Origin of the sequence: Massilia sp. LC238 (assembly GCF_000735635.1) — a bacterium.
Classification (GTDB): Bacteria; Pseudomonadota; Gammaproteobacteria; order Burkholderiales; family Burkholderiaceae_D; genus Telluria; species Telluria varians.
On the sequence record NZ_JNNN01000039.1, the window covers coordinates 124,791 to 145,943 of the forward strand.

At 65.6% G+C, this 21,153-nt stretch carries 16 protein-coding genes; 9 read left to right on the top strand and 7 right to left on the bottom strand.

Annotated features, from left to right (window positions below; genetic code table 11):
* Positions 1 to 8 precede the first annotated feature (8 nt).
* Together lolA and FG94_RS11405 are read right to left on the bottom strand one after the other, a co-directional pair.
* On the bottom strand, positions 9 to 644 hold the full coding sequence (gene lolA, locus FG94_RS11400; RefSeq protein WP_036211321.1) for an outer membrane lipoprotein chaperone LolA: 636 nt from the start codon (positions 642 to 644) through the stop codon (positions 9 to 11).
* Between the two features lie 87 nt (positions 645 to 731).
* The gene (locus FG94_RS11405) at positions 732 to 3,212 is read right to left on the bottom strand and encodes a DNA translocase FtsK (RefSeq protein WP_036211324.1); all 2,481 of its coding nucleotides are present in this window, start codon (positions 3,210 to 3,212) and stop codon (positions 732 to 734) included.
* 206 nt (positions 3,213 to 3,418) lie between these two features.
* Here FG94_RS11405 and trxB point away from each other — a divergent pair, with 206 nt between their 5' ends.
* From trxB to FG94_RS11425, 4 genes are all read left to right on the top strand, one after another.
* Entirely contained in the window at positions 3,419 to 4,384 is a 966-nt protein-coding gene (gene trxB / locus FG94_RS11410; RefSeq protein ID WP_036211327.1) for a thioredoxin-disulfide reductase, read from the top strand.
* A gap of 15 nt (positions 4,385 to 4,399) precedes the next feature.
* The gene (locus FG94_RS11415) at positions 4,400 to 5,068 is read left to right on the top strand and encodes a Smr/MutS family protein (protein ID WP_027866028.1); all 669 of its coding nucleotides are present in this window, start codon (positions 4,400 to 4,402) and stop codon (positions 5,066 to 5,068) included.
* Between the two features lie 116 nt (positions 5,069 to 5,184).
* Positions 5,185 to 7,365 (top strand): ATP-binding protein, encoded by a 2,181-nt coding sequence (locus tag FG94_RS11420; protein WP_229445921.1) that lies wholly within the window; start codon positions 5,185 to 5,187, stop codon positions 7,363 to 7,365.
* 64 nt (positions 7,366 to 7,429) lie between these two features.
* The gene (locus FG94_RS11425; RefSeq protein WP_027866030.1) at positions 7,430 to 8,035 is read left to right on the top strand and encodes a trimeric intracellular cation channel family protein; all 606 of its coding nucleotides are present in this window, start codon (positions 7,430 to 7,432) and stop codon (positions 8,033 to 8,035) included.
* On the opposite strand, the gene FG94_RS11430 is transcribed toward FG94_RS11425, so the two are convergent.
* From FG94_RS11430 to FG94_RS11445, 4 genes are all read right to left on the bottom strand, one after another.
* Positions 8,032 to 9,696 (bottom strand): ATP-binding protein, encoded by a 1,665-nt coding sequence (locus FG94_RS11430; protein ID WP_051996504.1) that lies wholly within the window; start codon positions 9,694 to 9,696, stop codon positions 8,032 to 8,034. The genes FG94_RS11425 and FG94_RS11430 overlap by 4 nt on opposite strands.
* On the bottom strand, positions 9,689 to 11,167 hold the full coding sequence (locus tag FG94_RS11435) for an ATPase domain-containing protein (protein WP_036211333.1): 1,479 nt from the start codon (positions 11,165 to 11,167) through the stop codon (positions 9,689 to 9,691). Before FG94_RS11435 ends, FG94_RS11430 begins: the two co-directional genes overlap by 8 nt.
* A gap of 189 nt (positions 11,168 to 11,356) precedes the next feature.
* Positions 11,357 to 11,695 (bottom strand): P-II family nitrogen regulator, encoded by a 339-nt coding sequence (locus FG94_RS11440; protein WP_027866032.1) that lies wholly within the window; start codon positions 11,693 to 11,695, stop codon positions 11,357 to 11,359.
* A 26-nt stretch (positions 11,696 to 11,721) separates the two neighbouring features.
* The gene (locus FG94_RS11445; protein ID WP_036211336.1) at positions 11,722 to 13,770 is read right to left on the bottom strand and encodes an NAD(+) synthase; all 2,049 of its coding nucleotides are present in this window, start codon (positions 13,768 to 13,770) and stop codon (positions 11,722 to 11,724) included.
* Positions 13,771 to 13,821: 51 nt separating this feature from the next.
* On the opposite strand from FG94_RS11445, the gene FG94_RS11450 reads away from it, so the two are divergent.
* A complete protein-coding gene (locus FG94_RS11450; RefSeq protein WP_036211339.1) occupies positions 13,822 to 14,961 on the top strand; it encodes a GNAT family N-acetyltransferase in 1,140 nt (379 codons plus the stop codon).
* A gap of 63 nt (positions 14,962 to 15,024) precedes the next feature.
* Positions 15,025 to 15,411 carry a response regulator gene (locus tag FG94_RS11455; protein ID WP_051306468.1) on the top strand — a complete coding sequence of 129 codons (387 nt, stop codon included), beginning with the start codon at positions 15,025 to 15,027 and terminating at the stop codon, positions 15,409 to 15,411.
* 21 nt (positions 15,412 to 15,432) lie between these two features.
* Here FG94_RS11455 and FG94_RS11460 read toward each other — a convergent pair whose 3' ends face one another.
* Positions 15,433 to 16,344 carry a LysR family transcriptional regulator gene (locus FG94_RS11460; RefSeq protein WP_036211342.1) on the bottom strand — a complete coding sequence of 304 codons (912 nt, stop codon included), beginning with the start codon at positions 16,342 to 16,344 and terminating at the stop codon, positions 15,433 to 15,435.
* A gap of 272 nt (positions 16,345 to 16,616) precedes the next feature.
* Between FG94_RS11460 and FG94_RS11465 the strand changes: the two genes are divergently transcribed.
* From FG94_RS11465 to FG94_RS11475, 3 genes are all read left to right on the top strand, one after another.
* Positions 16,617 to 18,908, top strand: a complete 2,292-nt coding sequence (locus FG94_RS11465) for a TonB-dependent receptor (RefSeq protein WP_036211345.1) — start codon at positions 16,617 to 16,619, stop codon at positions 18,906 to 18,908.
* A gap of 120 nt (positions 18,909 to 19,028) precedes the next feature.
* Positions 19,029 to 19,931, top strand: coding sequence for an alpha/beta fold hydrolase (locus FG94_RS11470; RefSeq protein ID WP_036211348.1), 903 nt, complete (start codon positions 19,029 to 19,031; stop codon positions 19,929 to 19,931).
* Between the two features lie 19 nt (positions 19,932 to 19,950).
* On the top strand, positions 19,951 to 21,153 hold the full coding sequence (locus FG94_RS11475; protein ID WP_036211351.1) for a substrate-binding domain-containing protein: 1,203 nt from the start codon (positions 19,951 to 19,953) through the stop codon (positions 21,151 to 21,153).

Below are 21,153 nucleotides of genomic sequence, written 5' to 3' on the forward strand. Positions count from 1 at the left end.
AGCGGGATTTACTGGTTGACGACGTCGGCGCCCTTCGGCACGTCGAATTTGAACTGCTGGGCGCCCAGCGCCGGGTTGCGCTGGAAGTTGGTGAACTTCAGCAGCGAGACCTGGCCGAACTGGTCCTTCAGCTCCATGGCCACCGGCACGCCGCCCTTCAGGCCGATGCCGATCTGCTCGAAGGTGGTGTCCTTGGTCTTGGGCACCGCGGTCAGCCATTCGGCGCCGTCACGCTCGCCGGCCTCCGACAGGGTGAAGTTCTTTTCCAGGTCGTTGCTGCCGAACAGGATGGCGGCCGGCGACGAACCCAGGGCGTTGCCCAGCTTGCGGGTGCTGACCTGGTTCAGGTCCTTGTCGTAGATGTAGAGCGTTTCGCCGTCGGCCTGCAGCAACTGTTCATAGGGCTTCTGGTAGGTCCAGATGAACTTGCCGGGGCGGGCGAATACAAACGTGCCGCTCGAGACCGGGGCGGCCTTGCCGCTCTTGGATTTGGTCAGCTGCTGCTGGGTGAATTCGCCCTTGGCGGACTTGGTGGTGGCGACGAAGCTCTTGAACTGGTCGAGGGCGGCGGCGCCGGCGTTGGCCGACAGGGCGAACGCGGTCGTTGCGATGAGTGCTGCGAAACGGGTGGTCGTGAATTTCATATGGATTCCTCTTGTTGTGGTCCGCCGCCCATCGTTGACCGCGTGGGCGGGAGGACCCGCCCACCCTACAACAGCGGATAGGCGCGGTTATTCGGCGGTCGTCGCCGGGACGAGGATGTCGCGGTTGCCGTTCGACTGCATCGGCGACACCAGGCCGCTCTGTTCCATTTGCTCGATCAGGCGGGCCGCGCGGTTGTAGCCGATGCGCAGGTGGCGCTGGACCAGCGAGATCGAGGCCTTGCGGTTCTTGAGCACCACAGCCACGGCCTGGTCGTAGAGCGCGTCGGATTCGCCGCCGCCCTCGCCCGCCGGGATGCCCTCGGCATTGCCCTCTTCCAGCGTACCGCCTTCGAGAATGCCTTCAATATAGTTCGGTTCACCGAGCGACTGGAGATGTTTTACAACTCGATGCACTTCGTCGTCCGACACGAAGGCGCCGTGCACGCGGATCGGCAGGCCGGTCCCCGGCGGCATGTACAGCATGTCGCCCATGCCCAGCAGCGTTTCCGCGCCCATCTGGTCGAGAATGGTGCGCGAGTCGATCTTCGACGAGACCTGGAAGGCGATGCGGGTCGGGATGTTCGCCTTGATCAGGCCGGTGATCACGTCCACCGACGGACGCTGGGTGGCCAGGATCAGGTGGATGCCGGCCGCACGCGCCTTCTGGGCGATACGGGCGATCAGCTCTTCCACCTTCTTACCCACCACCATCATCAGGTCGGCCAGTTCGTCGATGATGATGACGATGGTCGGCAGCTTCTCGAGCGGCTCGGGATTGTCCGGCATGATCGAGAACGGATTCGGGATGTGCTCCTCGCGCTTGGCCGCCTCCACGATCTTGCCGTTGTAGCCTGCCAAATTACGCACGCCCAGCTTCGACATCAATTTGTAGCGGCGCTCCATCTCGTTCACCGCCCAGTTCAAGGCGTGGCCGGCCTGGCGCATGTCGGTCACGACCGGCGCCAGCAGGTGCGGGATGCCTTCGTACACCGACATCTCCAGCATTTTCGGGTCGATCAGGATCAGGCGCACGTCGGCCGGGTCGGATTTGTAGAGCAGCGACAGGATGGTCGCGTTGATGCCCACCGATTTACCCGAACCGGTGGTACCCGCCACCAGCAGGTGCGGCATCTTGGCCAGGTCGGCGCAGACTGGTTTACCGGCGATGTCCTTGCCCAGGGCGACCGTCAGCGCAGAGGCACTGTCGCCATAAACCTTGGAACCGACGATTTCCGACAGGCGCACGATCTGGCGTTTCGGGTTCGGCAGCTCGAGCGCCATGTAGTTCTTGCCCGGGATGGTCTCGACCACGCGGATCGAGGTCAGCGAGAGCGAACGCGCCAGGTCGCGCGCCAGGTTGACGATCTGGCTGCCCTTCACGCCGGTGGCCGGCTCGATCTCGTAGCGGGTGACCACCGGGCCCGGATAGGCGGCCACGACCTTCGCTTCGACGCCGAAGTCGGACAGCTTCTTCTCGATCAGGCGGCTGGTGAATTCCAGGGTCTCGACCGCCACCGTCTCTTGCGCCGGCGGGGCTTCGTCCAGCAGCGCCAGCGGCGGCAGGCCGCCGTCGCCCGCCAGCTCGTGGAACAGCGGCGTCTGCATTTCCTTCTGGGCGCGCTCGGACTTCGGCACGCTGGTCATCTGCGGCTCAATCTTGATGGTCGAGGCGGCGCTGGCCACCGGCGACGGGGCCGCCGGCGGCATGGCGAGCGAGGCCGGCGTCGACGGCGGCAGGATCACGGGCTCGGCGCGCGGCTCCAGCGCCGGCTCGGCCTTGACGATCGGCGGCGGGGCCGGATGCTTTTCGGTGTACTTCTGGCGCTCGTTGACCACCAGCTCGTCGCGCTTGACGGCGGCGGCTTCGCCCTGCTTGCGGTCTTCGTGGTCTTCCATGCGCATGCGGAACCAGTCGATCGTGTTCTCGACCGACTCGCCGATGCGCTCGGCCACGGCGAGCCAGGACACCTGGAAGAACAGCGAGAAGCCCAGCCCGAACAGCAGCAGGAGCAGCAGGGTCGCGCCGGTGAAGCCGAAGGCGACGTGGGCCGAATGGCCGATCAGCTGGCCCAGCACCCCGCCGGCGGCGCGCGGCAGCTCGACGTTCCAGGTCCACAGGCGCAGGTATTCCAGGCCCAGGCTGCCGGCCAGCATGATGGCGAAACCGGTCCAGCGCACGTACATCTCGCCGGCATGAAGCGGTTCGTCGCCCACCGGGGCCAGCTTGTCGGTCAGGCGGCGCCAGCCCTTCCAGACCCCGCGCAGGAAGATCACGCCCCACCACCAGGCCGAGAAACCGAAGATGAACAGCAATAGGTCGGATAGCCAGGCCCCGGCCTTGCCGCCCAGGTTGGCGATCCTGGGGACGGAATTGGCGTGCGACCAGCCCGGATCGCCCTTGTTGTAGCTTAATAAAATAAGCACGAAATACAGGAAGGCGACGGCCATGGCGATCCAGCGCGCTTCCGACAGGAGGCGCGACAGCCGGCCAGGCAGGGGCTGGCGGGCGCGTGTGGATTGCGCAGTGCGGGTGTATCCAGAAGTGCTGGCTTGGCTGTTCTTGCTCATTGCTTGTACTACGAAAGTGACATGGAAAGCGAAACAGAAGTGTTCGCTATCGACAATCCGCCCATTCTAAGCCATATACGGCTGGGCTGGCCTACGATTCATGCTCGTGTGCATCATCGTCTATAATCTTGTGTTGCAAACCGAGCCTTGATCTTTCTAAAGGCCGCCCCCAGTTTCCGCTTGTTCATCTCTTATTGAAGCCTCCCATGACTACTACCAAACACGCCAAAGTCCTGATTCTCGGTTCCGGTCCTGCCGGCTACAGCGCAGCGGTGTACGCCGCGCGCGCCAACCTGAGCCCGATGCTGGTCACCGGCGTCGAACAGGGCGGCCAGTTGATGACCACGACCGACGTCGAGAACTGGCCGGGCGACCCGCTGGGCGTGCAGGGTCCGGAGCTGATGCAGCGCCTGCTGCAGCATGCGGAGCGCTTCAACACCGAGATCGTGTTCGACCACATCCACACCACCTTCCTGAACGAGAAGCCGATCCGCCTGGTCGGCGACAGCAACGAATACACCTGCGACGCGCTGATCATCGCCACCGGCGCCTCGGCCCAGTACCTCGGCCTGCCGTCGGAACAGGCGTTCATGGGCAAGGGCGTGTCGGCCTGCGCCACCTGCGACGGTTTCTTCTATCGCAACCAGGAAGTCGCGGTGATCGGCGGCGGCAATACCGCGGTCGAGGAAGCCCTGTACCTGGCCGGCATCGCCTCCAAGGTCACCTTGATCCACCGCCGCGACAAGTTCCGCGCCGAACCGATCCTGGTCGACCGCCTGATGCACAAGGTCCAGGAAGGCAAGATCGTGCTCGAACTGAACCACACCCTGGATGAGGTATTGGGCGACAACAGCGGCGTGACCGGCCTGCGCATCAAGTCCACCGAGACCGGCGCAGCCAAGGACATCGCCGTGCACGGCCTGTTCGTGGCGATCGGTCACAAGCCGAACACCGGCATCTTCGAAGGCCAGCTGGACATGCAGAACGGCTACATCAAGACCCGCTCGGGTACCGAGGGCATGGCGACCGCCACCAGCGTGCCGGGCGTGTTCGCCGCCGGCGACGTGCAGGACCACGTGTACCGCCAGGCGATCACCAGCTCGGGCACCGGCTGCATGGCCGCGCTCGACGCGCAGCGTTATCTCGAAGCACTGGAAGACGATCCTAAATAAGCAAGTAGCGGTACGATGGCGGGCATGAAGGATTTCGCTGAACTGAAGGGCTTGCGCGACAAGCTCAAGGAAGACGAGCGCCTGCGCGCCATCGAGCGAGCCGAGCGCGAGAAGCGCGAGCGGATCGCGAAGGAGCGCGCCGTGGAGTTCCGCGGCGCGATGCAGGGCGTGACCAAGATTCCCGAATCGGACCGCTACGTATACCGTCCGGTGTACGTGGCCTCCGACCGCGCCTTCAAGGACCGCACCCCGCTCACCGAGGAAGAGGAAATCGAAGCGGTCCTACGGGAGTCGCTGTCCGACGAGTTCGACGTCGACGGCCTGCTCGACGAAGACCCGTCGCTGAGCTACGCCCAACCGGGCGTCGGGCCGGACGTCGTGAAAAAGCTGCGCAAGCGCCACTGGCCCGTGCAGGACGAGCTCGACCTGCATGGCCTGAACCGCGACGGGGCACGCGACGCCCTCACCGACTTCCTCCACCGCGCCAACCGCCGCGGCGTGCGTTGCGTACGCATCGTCCATGGCATCGGCTACGGCTCGCCGCAGGGCCAGCCGGTCCTGCGCGGGATCGTGCACAGCTGGCTGGTGCAAAAAAGCGAAGTGGTAGCCTTCTGCGTTGCAGGTAAGAAAGATGGCGGACACGGGGCTTTGATCGTCCTGCTGCGTCCCGCCTTGCTCGAGTGAGCCGCCGCACGGAGTGCAACATGGACACAACAATATGATGTGTCCTCGTATGTATTACCTGTAAAATGCGGTGGACCGGCATTTGCCGAAATTGACGAGAAGGGAATGGTGGCGAATTGAAGGGTACTTCCGTGATTCCGATGGAGCACGGCCGCCAGGTCGACCTGCTGAACTGCGCCGACGAGCCGATCCACATCCCCGGTTCGATCCAGCCTCACGGCGCCCTCCTTTTCTTCACTGCCGACGGCGCGCTCGAAGGCTGGAGCGCCAATGCCCCTGCGCTGCTCGGCCTCACGCCCGAACTCGGCGCCCCCTATGCCTCGCTCGACCTGCCGCCCGCCGCGCTCGAATTGCTGGTCGAGTACATCGGACCGGGCGAGCCTGAAGTCACTCCTTCGATGGTTCCGGTCTGTATCGGCGGCGCCGACTTCGACTGCGTCGTTCATGCCGCCCTCGGCCGGGTGACTGCCGAATTCGAACAGCGTGAGGCGAGCGCCGACGAGGTGGCCCTGTTCGCGGTGAAGGCGCATGCCTCGATCGACCGCCTGCGCCGCCAGAAAACCATCGAAGGCCTGCTGTCGATCGCGGTGGAGCAGATCCGCGAGATCACCGGATTCGACCGCGTGATGGCCTACCGCTTCCGCCCGGACGACAGCGGCGACGTGGTGGCCGAAGCCCGGCGCGAGGATATCGTGCCCTACCTCGGCCAGCGCTACCCGGCCTCGGACATTCCGGTCCAGGCACGCCGCCTGTATGTGCTGAACACGCTGCGTTCGATTATCGACGTCAACGACACCATGGTGCCGCTGCTGGGCGCGCCGGATGCGCTGGCGCTCGACATGAGCCATGCCGTGCTGCGCAGCGTCTCGCCGATCCACATCGAGTACCTGAAGAACATGGGCGTCGGCGCGTCGATGAGCGTGTCGATCGTCATCAACAACCGGCTATGGGGGCTGATCGCCTGCCACCACATGTCGCGCAAGCTGGTGCCCTACTCGATCCGCATGGCCTGCGACGTGCTGGCCCAGGTGATGGCCTCGACCATCCACAGCATCGAGTCGCGTCTGGAAACCGGGTTGATCGAGCGCGCGGCCTCGACCCGCACCAAGCTGGTCGAAGACCTGCTGCTGGAAGACGATCCGCTCGAGACCTTCGGCCGCTTCTCCGACGCCATCCTGGAAGCGACCCAGGCGCAGGCCCAGGTCACCAGCTACTACCACAAGGTGCAGGTGCGGGGCGATGTGCCGCACGAACTGGCCGAGGCCATCGTCGCCTCGCTGCCCGAGGGCGCGCACGATTTGGTGGTGCGCGAAAAGCTGGAGGACTGGCCGGAAGCGATCCGCGACCGGCTCGGCAAATGGGTCGGCTTGCTGGCCCTGCCCTTCGATCCGGCCGCGAACGGCTGGAACGTGGTGCTGCGGGTCGAGCAGATCGAGCAGGTCGCCTGGGGTGGGCGTCCGGAGAAGACCACGGCCTTCGGCCCGCTCGGCGAGCGCCTGACGCCGCGCGGCTCGTTCGACGCCTGGTACCAGACGGTGCGCGGCCATGCGCATCCGTGGGAATCGACCGTCCTGTCCAATTCGCGCCTGACCCTGGCCGAGCTGGTGCGCGTGATGAACTCGCGCCGCGCCCAGACCGAAGCCACGCGCGCCCAGCTGCTGGCCATGCTCGGCCACGACCTGCGCGACCCGCTCCATTCGATCAACATGGCCGGCATGGTGCTCGAGAAGGGCAACAGCCAGCCGACCCTGGGCAAGCGCATCCAGTCTTCCACCAGCCGCATGCAGCGCATGATCACGCAGGTGCTGGACATGAGCCGCATCGACGGCGGCCTGGGCCTGGGCGTGGCGCTCGAGCCGGTCAACCTGACGGCCCTGGTGGAAGACCTGATCGACGAAGCGCGCCTGGCCTACCCGACCATCCCCTTCCAGCTGGCCTGCGACGAGCAGGCGATGGTCAATGCCGACAGCGGAAGGATGGGACAGGTGCTGTCCAACCTGCTGAGCAATGCGCGCCACCATGGCGAGGTGGGCAAGCCGGTGCGCGTCTGCGTCCGGGTCGACGGCAAGGAAGCGGTGGTCGACGTCAGCAATGCGGGCGCCCCGATCCCGCCGGAACTGGTGGCGACCTTGTTCAACCCCTTCAAGCGCGCCTCGCTGAACAACCCGCGCAACCGCACGGGCATGGGGCTGGGACTGTACATCGCGCAGCAGATCGTACGCGAGCACCATGGCGACATCGCCTACCGCCATGATGGAAACGATGTCATTTTCTCGGTAAGGCTCCCGCTGTTATAGGTCGACGTTCGTAAATGCAGAGCGGCATGGTAGTCTAGCAACACTGTCCGCTCTTCATTACCGCATGACCCTCATCAAGTTCATCGAAATCATGGCGATCCTGGTCGGCGCCTTCTCCGGCTTCATCGAAGCGCGGCGCAAGCGCATGGACCTGGTGGGCGTCTTCACGGTGGCTTTCATCACCGCTTTCGGCGGCGGTACCCTGCGCGACATCCTGCTCGACCGCCGGCCGCTGTTCTGGGTCATCCACCAGGAATACGCGATCCTGATCTTCGTACTGGCCCTGGTGGCTTCTCCCCTGATCCGCACCCTGCGCCAGATCGTCTCGGAACGCCTGATCGTGATCGCCGACGCGGTCGGCCTGGGCCTGTTCTCGATAGCCGGGGTATCCGCCGCGCTGGCGGCCGACATGCCGATCTTCATCGCCTCGATGATGGGTGTGATCACCGGGATCTTCGGCGGGGTGCTGCGCGACATCGTCTGCAACGAAGTGCCGATGGTGTTCCGCGACGGGAAGCCTTACGCGATCTGCGCCTTCCTGGGGAACTGGCTGTACCTCATGATGCGCCACTATGGCGTGGAGCCGGATTTCGCCCTGTGGACCAGCGCGCTGTTCATCAGCGGGCTGCGCTTGATCACCTGGAAGTTCGATCTGCAGATGGGGCGCTAAGCGCTCCTTTCCCCTCGCGCCAACAGGCGCGCCAGTGCCCTGCGCAATTCTTCCTGCGTATAAGGCTTGGCCAATACGCTGACGTCCAGCCCGTGCAGGCGCTCGGGCGCGACCACATAGCCGCTGGCCAGCAGCACCGGCAGCTTCGGGTGCTGCGTGCGGAGGTGATGCGCCAGGCCGATGCCGTCCATGGCCCCCGGCATGACGACGTCGGAGAACACCAGGTCGAAGCGCTCCAGTGGATGCCGCAGCGCGTCCTGGGCGTCGCGTGCCAGCGTGGCTTCGCAGCCGAGGTTGGCGAGCAACTCCAGGGTCGCGTCGGCGACCGCCGCATCGTCCTCGACATACAGCACGCGGGCGCCCGCCACCAGGGGCGGCGAGGTGGCACCGTCCTCCTTCTCCTGCCTCCTGGCGGCCCTGCTGCGCGGCAGCAGGATCGATACCGCCGTCCCTTGCGCCGAGCTGTCGATCCAGGCCGTGCCGCCTGATTGCTTGGCAAAACCGTACACCTGGCTCAGACCCAGACCGGTCCCGGCGCCGACCGGCTTGGTCGTGAAGAAGGGATCGAAGGCCTGGCGCACCACCTCGGGCGGCATGCCGGTGCCGGTATCACGCACACTCAGCCAGACGAAGTCGCCGCTCAGTTCCAGCTGGGGCAAGCCCGGCGACGGCAGGCTGAGATTGCGGGCCTGGATGGTGACCGCGCCGCCGTCCGGCATCGCGTCCTTGGCGTTGACGGCCAGGTTGAGCAGCGCCACCTCGAGCTGGGTCAGGTCGGCATCGGCCAGCCACAGGCCGGGTTCCACCTCCAAGGTCAGCGCAATCCGTTCGCGCAGGGACTGCTGCAGCAAGTCCTGCATCTCCTCGAGCTGGCGTGCGATGTCGAGCGCGCCGCCGCTCAATGCCTGGCGCCGGCCGAAGGCCAGCAGCTGGTGGGTCAGCTTGGCGCCGCGCGAGGCCGCGCGCTGGATTGCATGCAGGGCGCGCTGCCAGCGTTCGCTGCCCGGCTCGACCAGCGGCAGCAGGGTCGTCGAGCCCTGGATCACCTGCAGCAGGTTGTTGAAGTCATGGGCCACGCCGCCGGTGAGTCGCCCGATCGCTTCCAGCTTGCGCGCCTCGTTCAGGGCGCTTTCGACGCGCTTGCGGGTTTCAGTCTCGGCGACCAGTTCGGCGGTGCGTTCCAGCACCCGCTGCTCCAGCAGCGTCGCCGCGCCCGACAGGGTCTGCATCTGGTCGCGCACCGTGTACTGCCAGGCGCGTGCCCGGCAGGCGGCATCGAAGGCGGTGCGCAGGACGTTGGCGGAACCCGGCCGTCCCAACACCGTGAGGTTCGCGAACTGGCGCAGGAAGCTCCATTGCAGGTGCGAGCCACCGCTGCCCGCCTGGGCGCTGAGCACGATCAGCGGCATGTCCGACCAGGCGGGCTGGCCCTGCAGGGCAGCGGCCAGCGGCGTCGCGTGCGTCTCCAGGGCGTCGTCGGTGAGCAGCAGCAGCCAGACGCCGGGGTCCTCCACCGCGGCGACCAGCTGCGCCCCGTCGGCACAGGGCCGGGCCTGCGCGCCCCACTCCGCCAGCAGGCCGGCCAGCGCCTGTTCGTCGTAGCCGAAAGGCGCGCAGATCGCGGCGACCACGCTGGCGCCGGGCTTGCGCGGGTCAGTCATGTTGCACCGGCGGCGGGTCGGAATCCTCCTGCGCGGCGCGCGGCACGCCGGTCAGCACGCCCTCGAAGCCGCCCAGTTGCGGGCCGACCGCGACGCCGGCACTGGTCAGGGAAAACTCGCGGATGCTGCTTTCATGGCGGCCCGGCCGCTTCTTGACGATCGAGATCGCCTTGCGGACCTCGCCCTCGGCCTCGAAGTAGCGCATCAGGATCACGGTGTCGCTGATGAAGGCGATGTCGAGCGGGTCTCCCACGTTTTCCAGCAGGCCGCTCTGGCCCACGACCAGGATCGACAGCACGCCCTGGTGCGACAGGTAGCTGAGCAGCTCGTGCATCTGCAGCATCAGCGCCTTCTCCTCGTGCATGGTCTCAAGGTAGGAATTCAGGCTGTCGATCACGACCACGGCCGCGCCATGGTCCTCCACCTGGCGCCGCACCTTCCAGATGAATTCCCCCGGGGAGATGCGCGAGGGATTGATGCGTTCCCAGTAGATGGTGCCGTTGTTGATGGCATCGGCGGCGCGCATCGACAGGCCGTTGGCCCGGTCGATCAGGGTTTCCCTCGACTCGTCGAAGGCGAAATAGGCGACGTGCTCGCGGCGCTCGGCCGCCACGTTGGCGTACTGCAGGGCCAGCGAGGACTTGCCGACGCCCGTGGGGCCGAGGATCATCACCGAGGTGCCGCGCATCAGGCCGCCGCCCAGCATCGTGTCCAGGGCCGGGACTTCGCTGGTGATCGTGTCGCGGATGCGTTCGCCCTTGTGCTCGTCCGCGATCAGGCTGGGAAACACGAACACCTCGCGCTCGGTGATGGCGAAGTCGTGCCAGCCGCTCTGGAACTCGGCGCCGCGCATCTTGACCACCCGCAGGCGCCGGCGCGCGGCGCCGAATTCGCGCTCGCGCTGCTCCAGCGTGATCACGCCGTGCACCGTGCCCTGCAGGTCGTACTGGCGCGGCTCGTCGGTCAGGTCGTCCATCAAGAGCGTGGTGCAGTTCTGCCCCAGCAGGAAGCGCTTCAGGGCGACGATCTGGCGCCGGTAGCGCATCGGGTCATCGGCGACCATGCGCAGTTCCGACATCGAGTCGATCACCACCCGCCTTGGCGCCTCTTCCTGCACCGCCTCGGTGATCGCCGAGATGGTCTGGCCCAGTTCGACTTCCGACGGGAACAGCACGCTTTGCTGGCGCCCGAGCTGGGCTTCCGCCGGCACGACTTCGCGCAGTCCGATGCCGTCCAGCGACCAGCCATGGCTGGCCGCGGTGGCGCGCAGTTCCTCCACCGTCTCGGACAGCGAGATATACAGGCACTTCTCGCCCTTTTCCGCGCCGTCGATCAGGAAGCGCAGGCCGATGGTGGTCTTGCCGGAGCCGGGACGGCCCTCGATCAGGTGGATACGCTGTTTCGGCAAGCCGCCGCGCAAGACCATGTCGAGTTCGGGGATGCCGGTATGGATTTTTTCCAGGTCGCTCATGTTGTTCTCTCTAGGCTTGTTGGAAGAGCGAGCTACACGCACACATGCCAATTAGACAATTTTTATGCATGATAGCTCAGCTCAGCCTGCGCTCGAATAGCAGGCTGGCTTCTCATGAAGCAAGAATAGGACTACAACTGATGAGCTTGGGAAACGCCGGATACCAGCCGCGAAGCTGGAAGCGCCGGCTTAGACGGCGTCGGGACCGGTCTCGCCGGTACGGATGCGGATCACCTGCTCCACATTCTGCACGAATATCTTGCCGTCGCCGATCTTGCCGGTGCGGGCTGCCTTGATGATGGCGTCCACGACCTGGTCGGCCATGCCGTCGTCGACCACCACCTCGATCTTCACCTTCGGCAGGAAGTCCACCACGTACTCGGCGCCGCGATACAGCTCGGTGTGGCCCTTCTGGCGGCCGAAGCCCTTCACTTCGGTCACGGTCAGGCCGGTGACGTTCACTTCGGCCAGCGCCTCGCGCACTTCGTCCAGCTTGAAGGGTTTGATCACGCAGGTAATCTGTTTCATTTTCTTTTCTCTCTAAAAAACAGGAATCAATCAGGGATATTCTTGAGGTCGTCCATCCACACGGTGGCCTCGGAATCCGACGGTGCGCGCCAGTCGCCGCGCGGGGACAGCGAGCCGCCGTTGCCGACCTTCGGCCCGTTCGGCACGCAGGTGCGCTTGAACTGGCTGGTCTTGAAGAAGCGCCACAGGAAAATGCCGAGGTTCTTCTTGATCGCATCCAGCCCGTACTCGTTGCGCACGTTGGCCGCACTCGGCCACCTGCCCTGCTCGCGGTCGTGCCAGGCGCTCCAGGAAAGGAAGGCCACCTTGCTCGGCTTGAGGCCGTAGCGCAGCGTGTAGTACAGGTTGAAGTCCTGCAGCTCGTAGGGGCCGATAGTGTCCTCGGTGATCTGGGCCGGCTTGCCGTCCTTGTCCCCTCCGGGCACCAGCTCGGGGCTGATCTCGGTGTCGAGGATCTTCAGCAGCACGTCGGCGCCGTTTTCCACCACCGCGCCGGTCTCGGCCACCCAGCGCACCAGGTAGGAGATCAGGGTCTTGGGCACGCTCGCATTGACGTTGTAGTGCGACATGTGGTCGCCCACGCCGTAGGTGCACCAGCCCAGCGCCAGTTCGGACAGGTCGCCGGTGCCGATCACGATCCCGTTGTGGAAGTTCGCCAGGCGGAACAGGTGGTTGGTCCGCTCGCCGGCCTGCACGTTCTCGAAGGTGATGTCGTATTCCGCCTTGCCCTCCACGTAGGGATGGCCGAGGTCCTTGAGCATCTGGATGCAGCTCGGGCGGATGTCGATCAGCTGGGCGCTGCAGCCCACCGCCGCCATCAGGTCGTTGGCCTGCTTGAGCGTGCGCTCGCTGGTGGCGAAGCCCGGCATCGTATAGGCGAGGATGTTGGTGCGCGGCAGGCCAAGGCGGTCCATGGCCTTGGCGCAGACCAGCAGCGCATGGGTCGAGTCCAGCCCGCCGGAAACGCCGATCACCACCTTCTTGATGCCGGTGCTCGACAGGCGCTGGATCAGGGCCTGCACCTGGATGTTGTAGACTTCAAGGCAGCGCTCGTCGCGGCGCGCCACGTCGGCCGGCACATAGGGGAAGCGTTCGATGGTACGCGCCAGCGGCATGTCGCGCTCCAGGGGCAGCGCGAGCGTGAACTGTACCAGGCGGAACTTCGACACTTCTTCCGCATGGCGGCGCACCGATTGCGCGAAGGTGGTCGCATGCATGCGCTCGTTCGACAGGCGGTCGAGGTCGACGTCGGCGAAGATCACGTGCGAATCGTCGCTGAAGCGTTCCGATTCCGCCAGCAGCTCGCCCTTCTCGTAGATGAGCGACTGGCCGTCCCAGGCCATGTCGTTGGTCGACTCGCCGCGCCCGGCCGAGGTGTACAGATAGGCGGCCAGGCAGCGCGCCGACTGCTGGCTCACCAGCTGGTGACGGTAGCCGCTCTTGCCCACCACGACGTTCGAGGCCGACAGGTTGACCAGCACCGTGGCGCCGGCCATTGCGGCGAACGAGGACGGGGGAATCGGCACCCAGACGTCTTCGCAGATCTCGACGTGGAAGCGGAACAGGGGCAGGTTCTCGATCTCGAACAGCAGGTTCGCACCAAAAGGCACGCTTGCGCCGAACAGGTCGATTCTCTCCACCGCGGCGCAATCGGCCGCACTGAACTGCCGGGATTCGTAAAACTCGCCATAATTAGGCAGGAAACTCTTGGGCACCACGCCCAGCACCCGGCCACCCGCAACGACGGTGGCGCAATTGAAGAGCTGGTGGTTGACCTTGAGCGGCAGGCCGACGACCAGCGCCACCGGCAGCGCCCTCGAAGCCTCGATGATCTTCGCCAGGCCCTCGAGGCAGCCGTCGAGCAGGGCGCGCTGGTGGAACAGGTCTTCGCAGCTGTAGGCCGACAGTCCCAGCTCGGGGAAGGCCACCAGCACGGCGCCTTCGTCGGCGGCCTGGCGGGCCAGCGTCAAGGTCTGCTCGACGTTGAAGGCCGGGTCGGCGATGCGGCAGCGCGGGATGGCCACGGCGACGCGGGCGAAGTGGTGCGTGTAGAGATTGAAGAATTGCTTGTTCATTGGTGAGACTTTCGCGAAGTCGTCGCTCATCAATTCGTTAGGGATGTCATTTTGAATTATCGCACGCATATCGTTTCTTCCTTGTCCGAGATTGGCCAGGAACAGTGGGACGCGCTGGTCTCGGCACAGGAAGATTCCAATCCTTTCCTGTCGTATGCCTTCCTGCACGCGCTGCACGAATCGGGCAGCGCGGCGCCCGAGACCGGCTGGCAGCCGCAGTACATCGCCCTCTACGACGGCGAGCAGCTGGCGGCCGCCCTGCCCCTGTACGTCAAGGGCCACTCCTATGGCGAGTACGTGTTCGACTGGGCCTGGGCCGACGCCTACCACCGGCACGGGGTCGAGTACTACCCGAAGCTGCTCTCCGCGATCCCGTTCACGCCGGTGGCCGGTCCGCGCCTGATGGCAGTCAGCGATGCCGCCCGGACCGCGCTGGTCGACGTGCTGGTGGCGACACAGGGCGCAAGCGAAGTCTCGTCGACCCATGTGCTGTTCCCGCCCGAGGAGCAGGCGCGCCAGTTGCAGGATGCCGGCTTCATGCTGCGCAGCGGGGTGCAGTTCCATTGGCTGAACGGCGGTTATGGCACGTTCGACGACTTCCTGGCCACGCTCGAACAGAAGAAGCGCAAGAACATCCGCGCCGAGCGGCGAAAAGTGCGCGAGGCTGGCGTGACGATGCGCCGCGTGCCCGGGCGCGATGCGACGGACGCGGACTGGGTCCTGTTCAACCGCTGCTACCGCCACACCTACAAGGCCCACTATTCGACACCCTACCTGAACCTGGACTTCTTCCGGCGTATCGGCGCGAGCATGCCCGACAACATCCTGCTCGTCATCGCCTCGCGCGAGGGGCGCGACATCGCGGCTTCGCTGGTGATCCACAACGAGAGCACGCTGTTCGGGCGCTACTGGGGCGAACTGGAACACGTGCCCTGCCTGCACTTCGAGGCGGCCTATTACCAGCCGCTCGAGTTCTGCATCGAACAGGAGATCCAGGCCTTCGAGGGCGGCGCCCAGGGCGAGCACAAGATGGCGCGCGGCTTCCTGCCGACCCGCACCTGGTCGGCGCACTGGCTGGCCCATCCCTCGTTCGCGGACGCGATCGAGCGCTTCCTGGAGCGCGAGCGGGGTGGGATCGACGACTACATGGACGAGCTCAACGAACGCAATCCGTTCCGCCCCGGCCGCTGAGCTCCGGACGATGGAAAAATGTGAAATTTCGACACAATCCTGCGATTCGGGTACTATCCGCGAATGAAAGTATTGATCGTAGATGACCTGCCCCTGGACGCCGAGTTGACGCAACGGGCTCTGCAACGTTGCGACAACGCCTATCAGGTGACGGTGGTCTCGGACGGCGAAGAAGCCTTGAACACGCTGGACCAGACCCGCGACTTCGACGTCATCCTGCTGGACCTGGCCTTGCCCAAGGTCGACGGCTTCGAAGTGCTGAAGGAACTCTCCTCGAAACCCTTCTTGTCCGACATCCCCATCATCGTCCTGTCGAGTTCGCGCAGCGGTTCGGACCAGGTGCGCACCCGCATGCTCGGGGCCTGCGGTTTTGTCGAAAAGGCCCTGGACTTCTCGGCCTTCCACGCCGATCTCGCGCGCACGCTCGAGCGCAATGGACTCACTGCCTGATACGCCCCTGGCGCGGGGCTGTCACGCGCCCGCGTCGTCCGCCACGAACAGGTCCGGATGGCTCTCCGCGCATTCGCGCAGCAGGTTCCACACCACCTTCACCCGGCGCAGGCGGTACAGGTCGGTCGGCGCCGCCAGCCAGAATGCACGTTCGGCGTGGAAATCCGGCAGCACCCGCACCAGGCGGCCGTTGTCGGGCACCGCATAGGGCGGCGCCATCATCAGGCCCATGCCGAGCGACGCGGCTTCCAGCTGCGCCGTCATGCCCGAGCAGCACATGCGCCGCCGCGGCGTGAAACCCAGCTCGTTCAGGTAGGACAGTTCGCGGCTGGCCAGCCGGTCCTGCACGTAGTCGACGAAGTCGTGGCCGGCCAGGTCGGCCTGGGTGCGGATCGGCGGATGCTTGGCCAGGTAGATCGGCGAGGCATACAGGTAGAAGTGAAAGGAAGCCAGCCGCGTCACCATGTAGCGGCCGGTGGTGGGAGCATCCATCGTGACGCCGAGGTCGGCCTCGCGGTTGGCCAGGTTGGCGAAGCTGGGCAGCGCCAGCAGGTCGATCGACAGGTCGGGATGCTGGGCCAAGAGCCTGGCCAGCAGCGGCGCCACCACCCGCACCCCGAATACCTCGGGCACACCGAGCCGCACCACGCCGTGCGCCGCCACCTCGGCCCCGCCGATCTGTTCGGCCGCCGCCAGCGCCGCCCCTTCCATCGCCTCCGCATGCGGCAGCAACGCGCGCCCGACCTCGGTCAGCTCGTAGCCTTCACGCGAGCGGTCGAACAGGGTCGAACCGAGTTGGGCTTCCAGCCGGTCGATGCGGCGCGCCACGGTCGTGTGCTCCACTTCCAGCCGGCGCGAGGCGCCCGAGAGGGTGCCGGCGCGCGCCAGCTCCAGGAAGAATCGCAGGTCGGTCCACTCAGGCAGCGTATTCATCGGAGGGGTTGTTTGATATCAAGATGACATATTGTGCACTAGTGCACATTCCCCCTGCAATCGTTTGGCGCTTTTCCCATGCGGCAGCGCACAAACGGTGCACCGCCGGAATCCTCCCTCGTCAACACGCGCACAAGCTTGGTGCAGCGGGGTGTGCATTTTTGCACAAAGGGGTGGGCGATTGTTGACTATCTAACCAAACCGGAGCAAGGCACACTGCTGACCATGCGAAAACCTGAACGCATGCCGCTATCAAAAATTAGGAGACATGAATGCGTCTGACCAAGAACAAACTGAAGCTGCTGAACCCCGCCATCCAGTCGGCCGTCGCCCTGCTCGTCCTCTCGGGCGGCAACGTGGCCTTCGCCCAGGAAGCCACCACCGCCCCGCCGGTGGCCAGTGCCGAAGAAGGCGGCGTCAACAAGGTGGTCGTGACCGCCCGCCGCCGCGAAGAAACCCTGCAGGACGTGCCGGTTTCGGTCACCGCCTTCAGCGCCGACCAGCTCTCCAAGGTAGCGACGCCGGACATCACCGCCCTCGCCACCGCGCTGCCGAACACCACCCTGAAAGCCTCGCGCGCCACCAACTCGACCCTGACCGCCTTCATCCGCGGCGTCGGCCAGGCCGACCCGCTGGCCGGCTTCGAGTCGGGCGTCGGCATCTACATCGACGACATCTACCTGGCCAGGCCGCAGGCCGCCGTGGCCGACATCTACGACGTCGAGCGCATCGAAGTGCTGCGCGGCCCGCAGGGCACGCTGTACGGCCGCAACACCATCGGCGGCGCCGTCAAGTACGTCACCCGCAAGCTGGCACCGCAGACCGACGCGCGCCTGCGCGCCACCATCGGCCAGTACGGCCAGAAGGAAATCGTCGCCACCGCCAGCACCCCGATCTCGGAAACCGCACGCATCGGCGGCACCTTCGCCCGCTTCAAGCGCGACGGCTTCGGCAAGAACCTGACCACCGGCGGCGAGAACTACGACAAGGATGTGACGGCGGCCCGCCTGTCGGCCGAGTTCACCCCGAACCAGGACCTGTTCATCCGCATCGCCGGCGACGTCACCCAGGACGACTCCAGCCCGAAGAACGGCCACCGCCTGATCGTCGGCCGCACCAGCGGCGCCCCGATCCTCTCGAACGTCTTCGACACCCGCGCCAACCTGATGAAGGCGCTCGGCCACGACCAGGAAGTCAAGGCGCACGGCGTGTCGGCCACCGTCGAATACACCCTGAATAACGAGTGGACCCTCAAATCGATCACGGCCTCGCGCAAGGACAAGTCCTATGCGCCGATCGACTTCGACTCGCTGGCGGTGGTCGACATGGAAGTCCCGGCCCTGTACACCAACAAGCAGTTCAGCCAGGAATTCAACCTCACCTACAACGGCGACCGCCTGCAGGGCGTGGCCGGCATCTACTACATCGATGCCAACGCCTTCAACCACTTCGACACCATCCTCGGCGGCGCGGTCCCGACCTCGACCTACACGATGGGCGACATCGACACCAAGGCCTGGGCCATCTACGCCGACGGCAGCTACAACGTCACCGACGCCTTCAGCGTCTCGCTGGGCGGCCGCTACACCGTCGACAAGCGTGAAGCCGAAGTGCTGCGTCAGATCTACCTGGGCGCGGGCGGCTCCCCGGCCCTGGGCAATGCCGGCGCCATCCTGTTCCGCACCGACACCGACCTGCGCGGCGGCGTCCTGAAGCGTGAAGACAAGAAGTTCACCCCGCGCGTGGCCCTCAACTACAAGCTGAACCAGGACCACAACGTCTACGCGTCCTACTCGGAAGGCTTCAAGGGCGGCGGCTTCGAGCCGCGCCTGAACGTGGTCGGCACCCGCATCCCGATCGCGGTGGCGCAGCGCGGCTACGAGCCGGAAACCATCGAGACCTACGAGCTGGGTCTGAAGTCGGCCTTCAACGGCGGCCGCATCACCACCAACGCCGCGGTGTTCTACAGCGACTACCAGGACGTGCAGATCCCGGGTTCGGTGGCGATCGACACCAACGGCGACGGCAAGGACGACAGCTTCGCCGGCGTGACCACCAATGCCGGCAAGGCCAAGATCAAGGGCGCGGAACTGGAAGCGGTGGCCAACCTCACCCCGAACTTCATGATCGCGGGCATGTACAGCTACATCGACGCCGAGTACAAGGAATACATCTCGGCCGGCGTCAACGTGGCGAGCCAGCGCACCTTCCAGAACACCCCGAAGAACTCGGCCAACCTGCGCTTCAACTACGACATCCCGATGCCGGTCGCAGGCTATGGCGGCAAGCTGTCGCTGATCGGCAGCGCCTCGTACAAAGGCGCCACCGCCCAGTTCGAGACCGCATCGCTGCTGGACCAGGAATCGTACAAGCTGTATGACGCGAGCATCGTCTGGACCCGCACCGACGGCAAGGTCCGCGTCGGCCTGCACGGCAAGAACCTGAGCGACAAGCACTACAAGACCGGCGGCTACCTGTTCCCGACCCTGGGCAACGAAGGCACCCTGACCGCGTTCTACGGCAACCCACGCCAGGTCTCGGCAACGCTCGAGTACCGCTTCTAAACCTTCCACCGAAGTACCCGCAGCATCTCCAGGCAGGCGCCCTCCCGGCGCCGGCCCGGAAGCTTGCCGCCCGAACAAACGCTGCAAAGCGCCCCGAACGAACACAGGATACAAGCCAGCGTGTCTATCTACACACCAATCAGCTACACCAGCAGCGACGGGCTGGCGCTGTACGCGCGCGATTATCCGCCAACAAGCGCGGCCACAGGCGCAGCCACCGACGCCGGCGCCGGCGCGCGGCTGCCGGTCATCTGCATCCACGGCCTGACACGCAACTCCGCCGACTTCGACGAACTCGCGCCCATCATTTCCGCCATGGGCCGGCGCGTGATCGCGGTCGACGTGCGCGGCCGCGGCCACTCGGCGCACGATCCCAATCCCGACAACTACAACCCGAACGTCTACGCCGCCGACGTCGCTCGGCTGATGGAGCACCTGGGCCTGGGGCGCGCCATCTTCGTGGGCACCTCGATGGGGGGCCTGATCACCATGACCCTGGCGGCGCGGCGCCTCGATCTGATCGCCGCCGCCGTCCTCAACGACGTCGGCCCGGTGTTGTCCGTGCGCGGCCTGCAGCGCATCGCGGGCTATGCGGGCCGCTGCAATGCGCTCGCGAGCTGGGACGACGCTGCCGCCTACCTGCGCGACATCAACGCCTGCGCCTTCCCAGCCAACTCCGACGAGGAATGGGGCAAGTGGGCGCGCCGCGCCTTCGAACAGAAGGATGACGGCCAGCTGGCGCTGCGTTACGATCCGAATATCGCACAAGCGATACAGACGGGTAAACTGCGTCCGACCTCGCTGGCCGCGCGCATGGCCTTCCGCCGGCTGGCGCGGCGCCGCCCCACCCTCCTGGTGCGCGGTGCGCTGTCCGACCTGGTCGAGCAAGAACAGGCCGACTGGATGCGCAAGGCGGCCCCGGAACTGCAGTACGCGGAAGTGCCGAACGTCGGCCATGCGCCCATGCTCACCGAGCCGGAAGCGCTGGAGGCGATCCGCGCTTTCCTGTCCAAGCTACCGTAAGAATCACAAGGAGACTGACATGCACCACCTGATCAAACCCCTGTCCATCGCCATCGTCGCCGCCTTCGCGGCGAGCGCTGCGCCTGGCGCGTATGCACAGGGCAAGGACCTGAAGATCGCCCTCATCGCCGGCAAGACCGGCCCGCTCGAAGCCTATGCCAAGGAAACCGAGACCGGCTTCATGATGGGCCTCGAATACCTCACCGGCGGCACCATGCAGATCAATGGCCGGAGAATCAAGGTCATCGTCAAGGACGACCAGTCCAACCCGTCGCTGGGCCGCACCCTGCTGGCCGAAGCCTACGGCGACGACAAGGTCGACATCGCGGTCGGCACCACCTCGTCCGGCTCGGCCATCGCCATGCTGCCGGTCGCCAAGGAATACAAGAAGGTGCTGATCGTCGAACCGGCCGTGGCCGACGCGATCACCCAGGAAAAGTGGAACAAGTACATCTTCCGCACCGCGCGCAGCTCGATGCAGGATGCGCTGGCCGCCGCCAGCACCTTCAAGAGCGGCAGCGTCGGTTTCCTGGCGCAGGACTACGCCTTCGGGCGCGACGCCATCGAGGCCGGCAAGGAAGCGCTCAAGACCACCGGCAGCAAGGCCGTCGTCGTGCACGAGGAGTACGCGCCGGCCACCGCCACCGACTTCACCGCACCGGCCCAGCGCCTGTTCGACAAGCTCAAGGACAAGCCGCAGCCGCGCGTGCTGCAGATCGTCTGGGCCGGCCCGAATCCGCTGAACAAGATCGCCGACATGAAGCCGGAGCGCTTCGGCATCGCGCTGGCCCCGGGCGGCAACATCATGCCGGTGATGAAGACCTGGAAGAACTTCGCCGGCACCGAAGGCACCATCAATTACTACTACGGCTTCCCGAAGAACAAGATGAACGACTGGCTGGTGGCGGAGCACACCAAGCGCTTCAAGATGCCGCCCGATATGTTCACGGCCGGTGGCATGGCCGCGGCCGGCGCGGTGGTTGCGGCCCTGTCGAAGGCGCCCAACGCCAAGAACGGCGACGAGATGGTGGCGGCGATGGAAGGCCTGTCCTTCGAAACGCCCAAGGGCCGGATGAGCTTCCGCAAGGAAGACCACCAGGCGATCCAGCCGATGTACCACTTCCGCATCAAGAAGGACCAGAAGAACGAGTGGGACCTGCTGGAACTGGTGCGCGAGATCCCGGCATCCGAACTGCCGCTGCCGGTGCGGAACAAGCGCTGA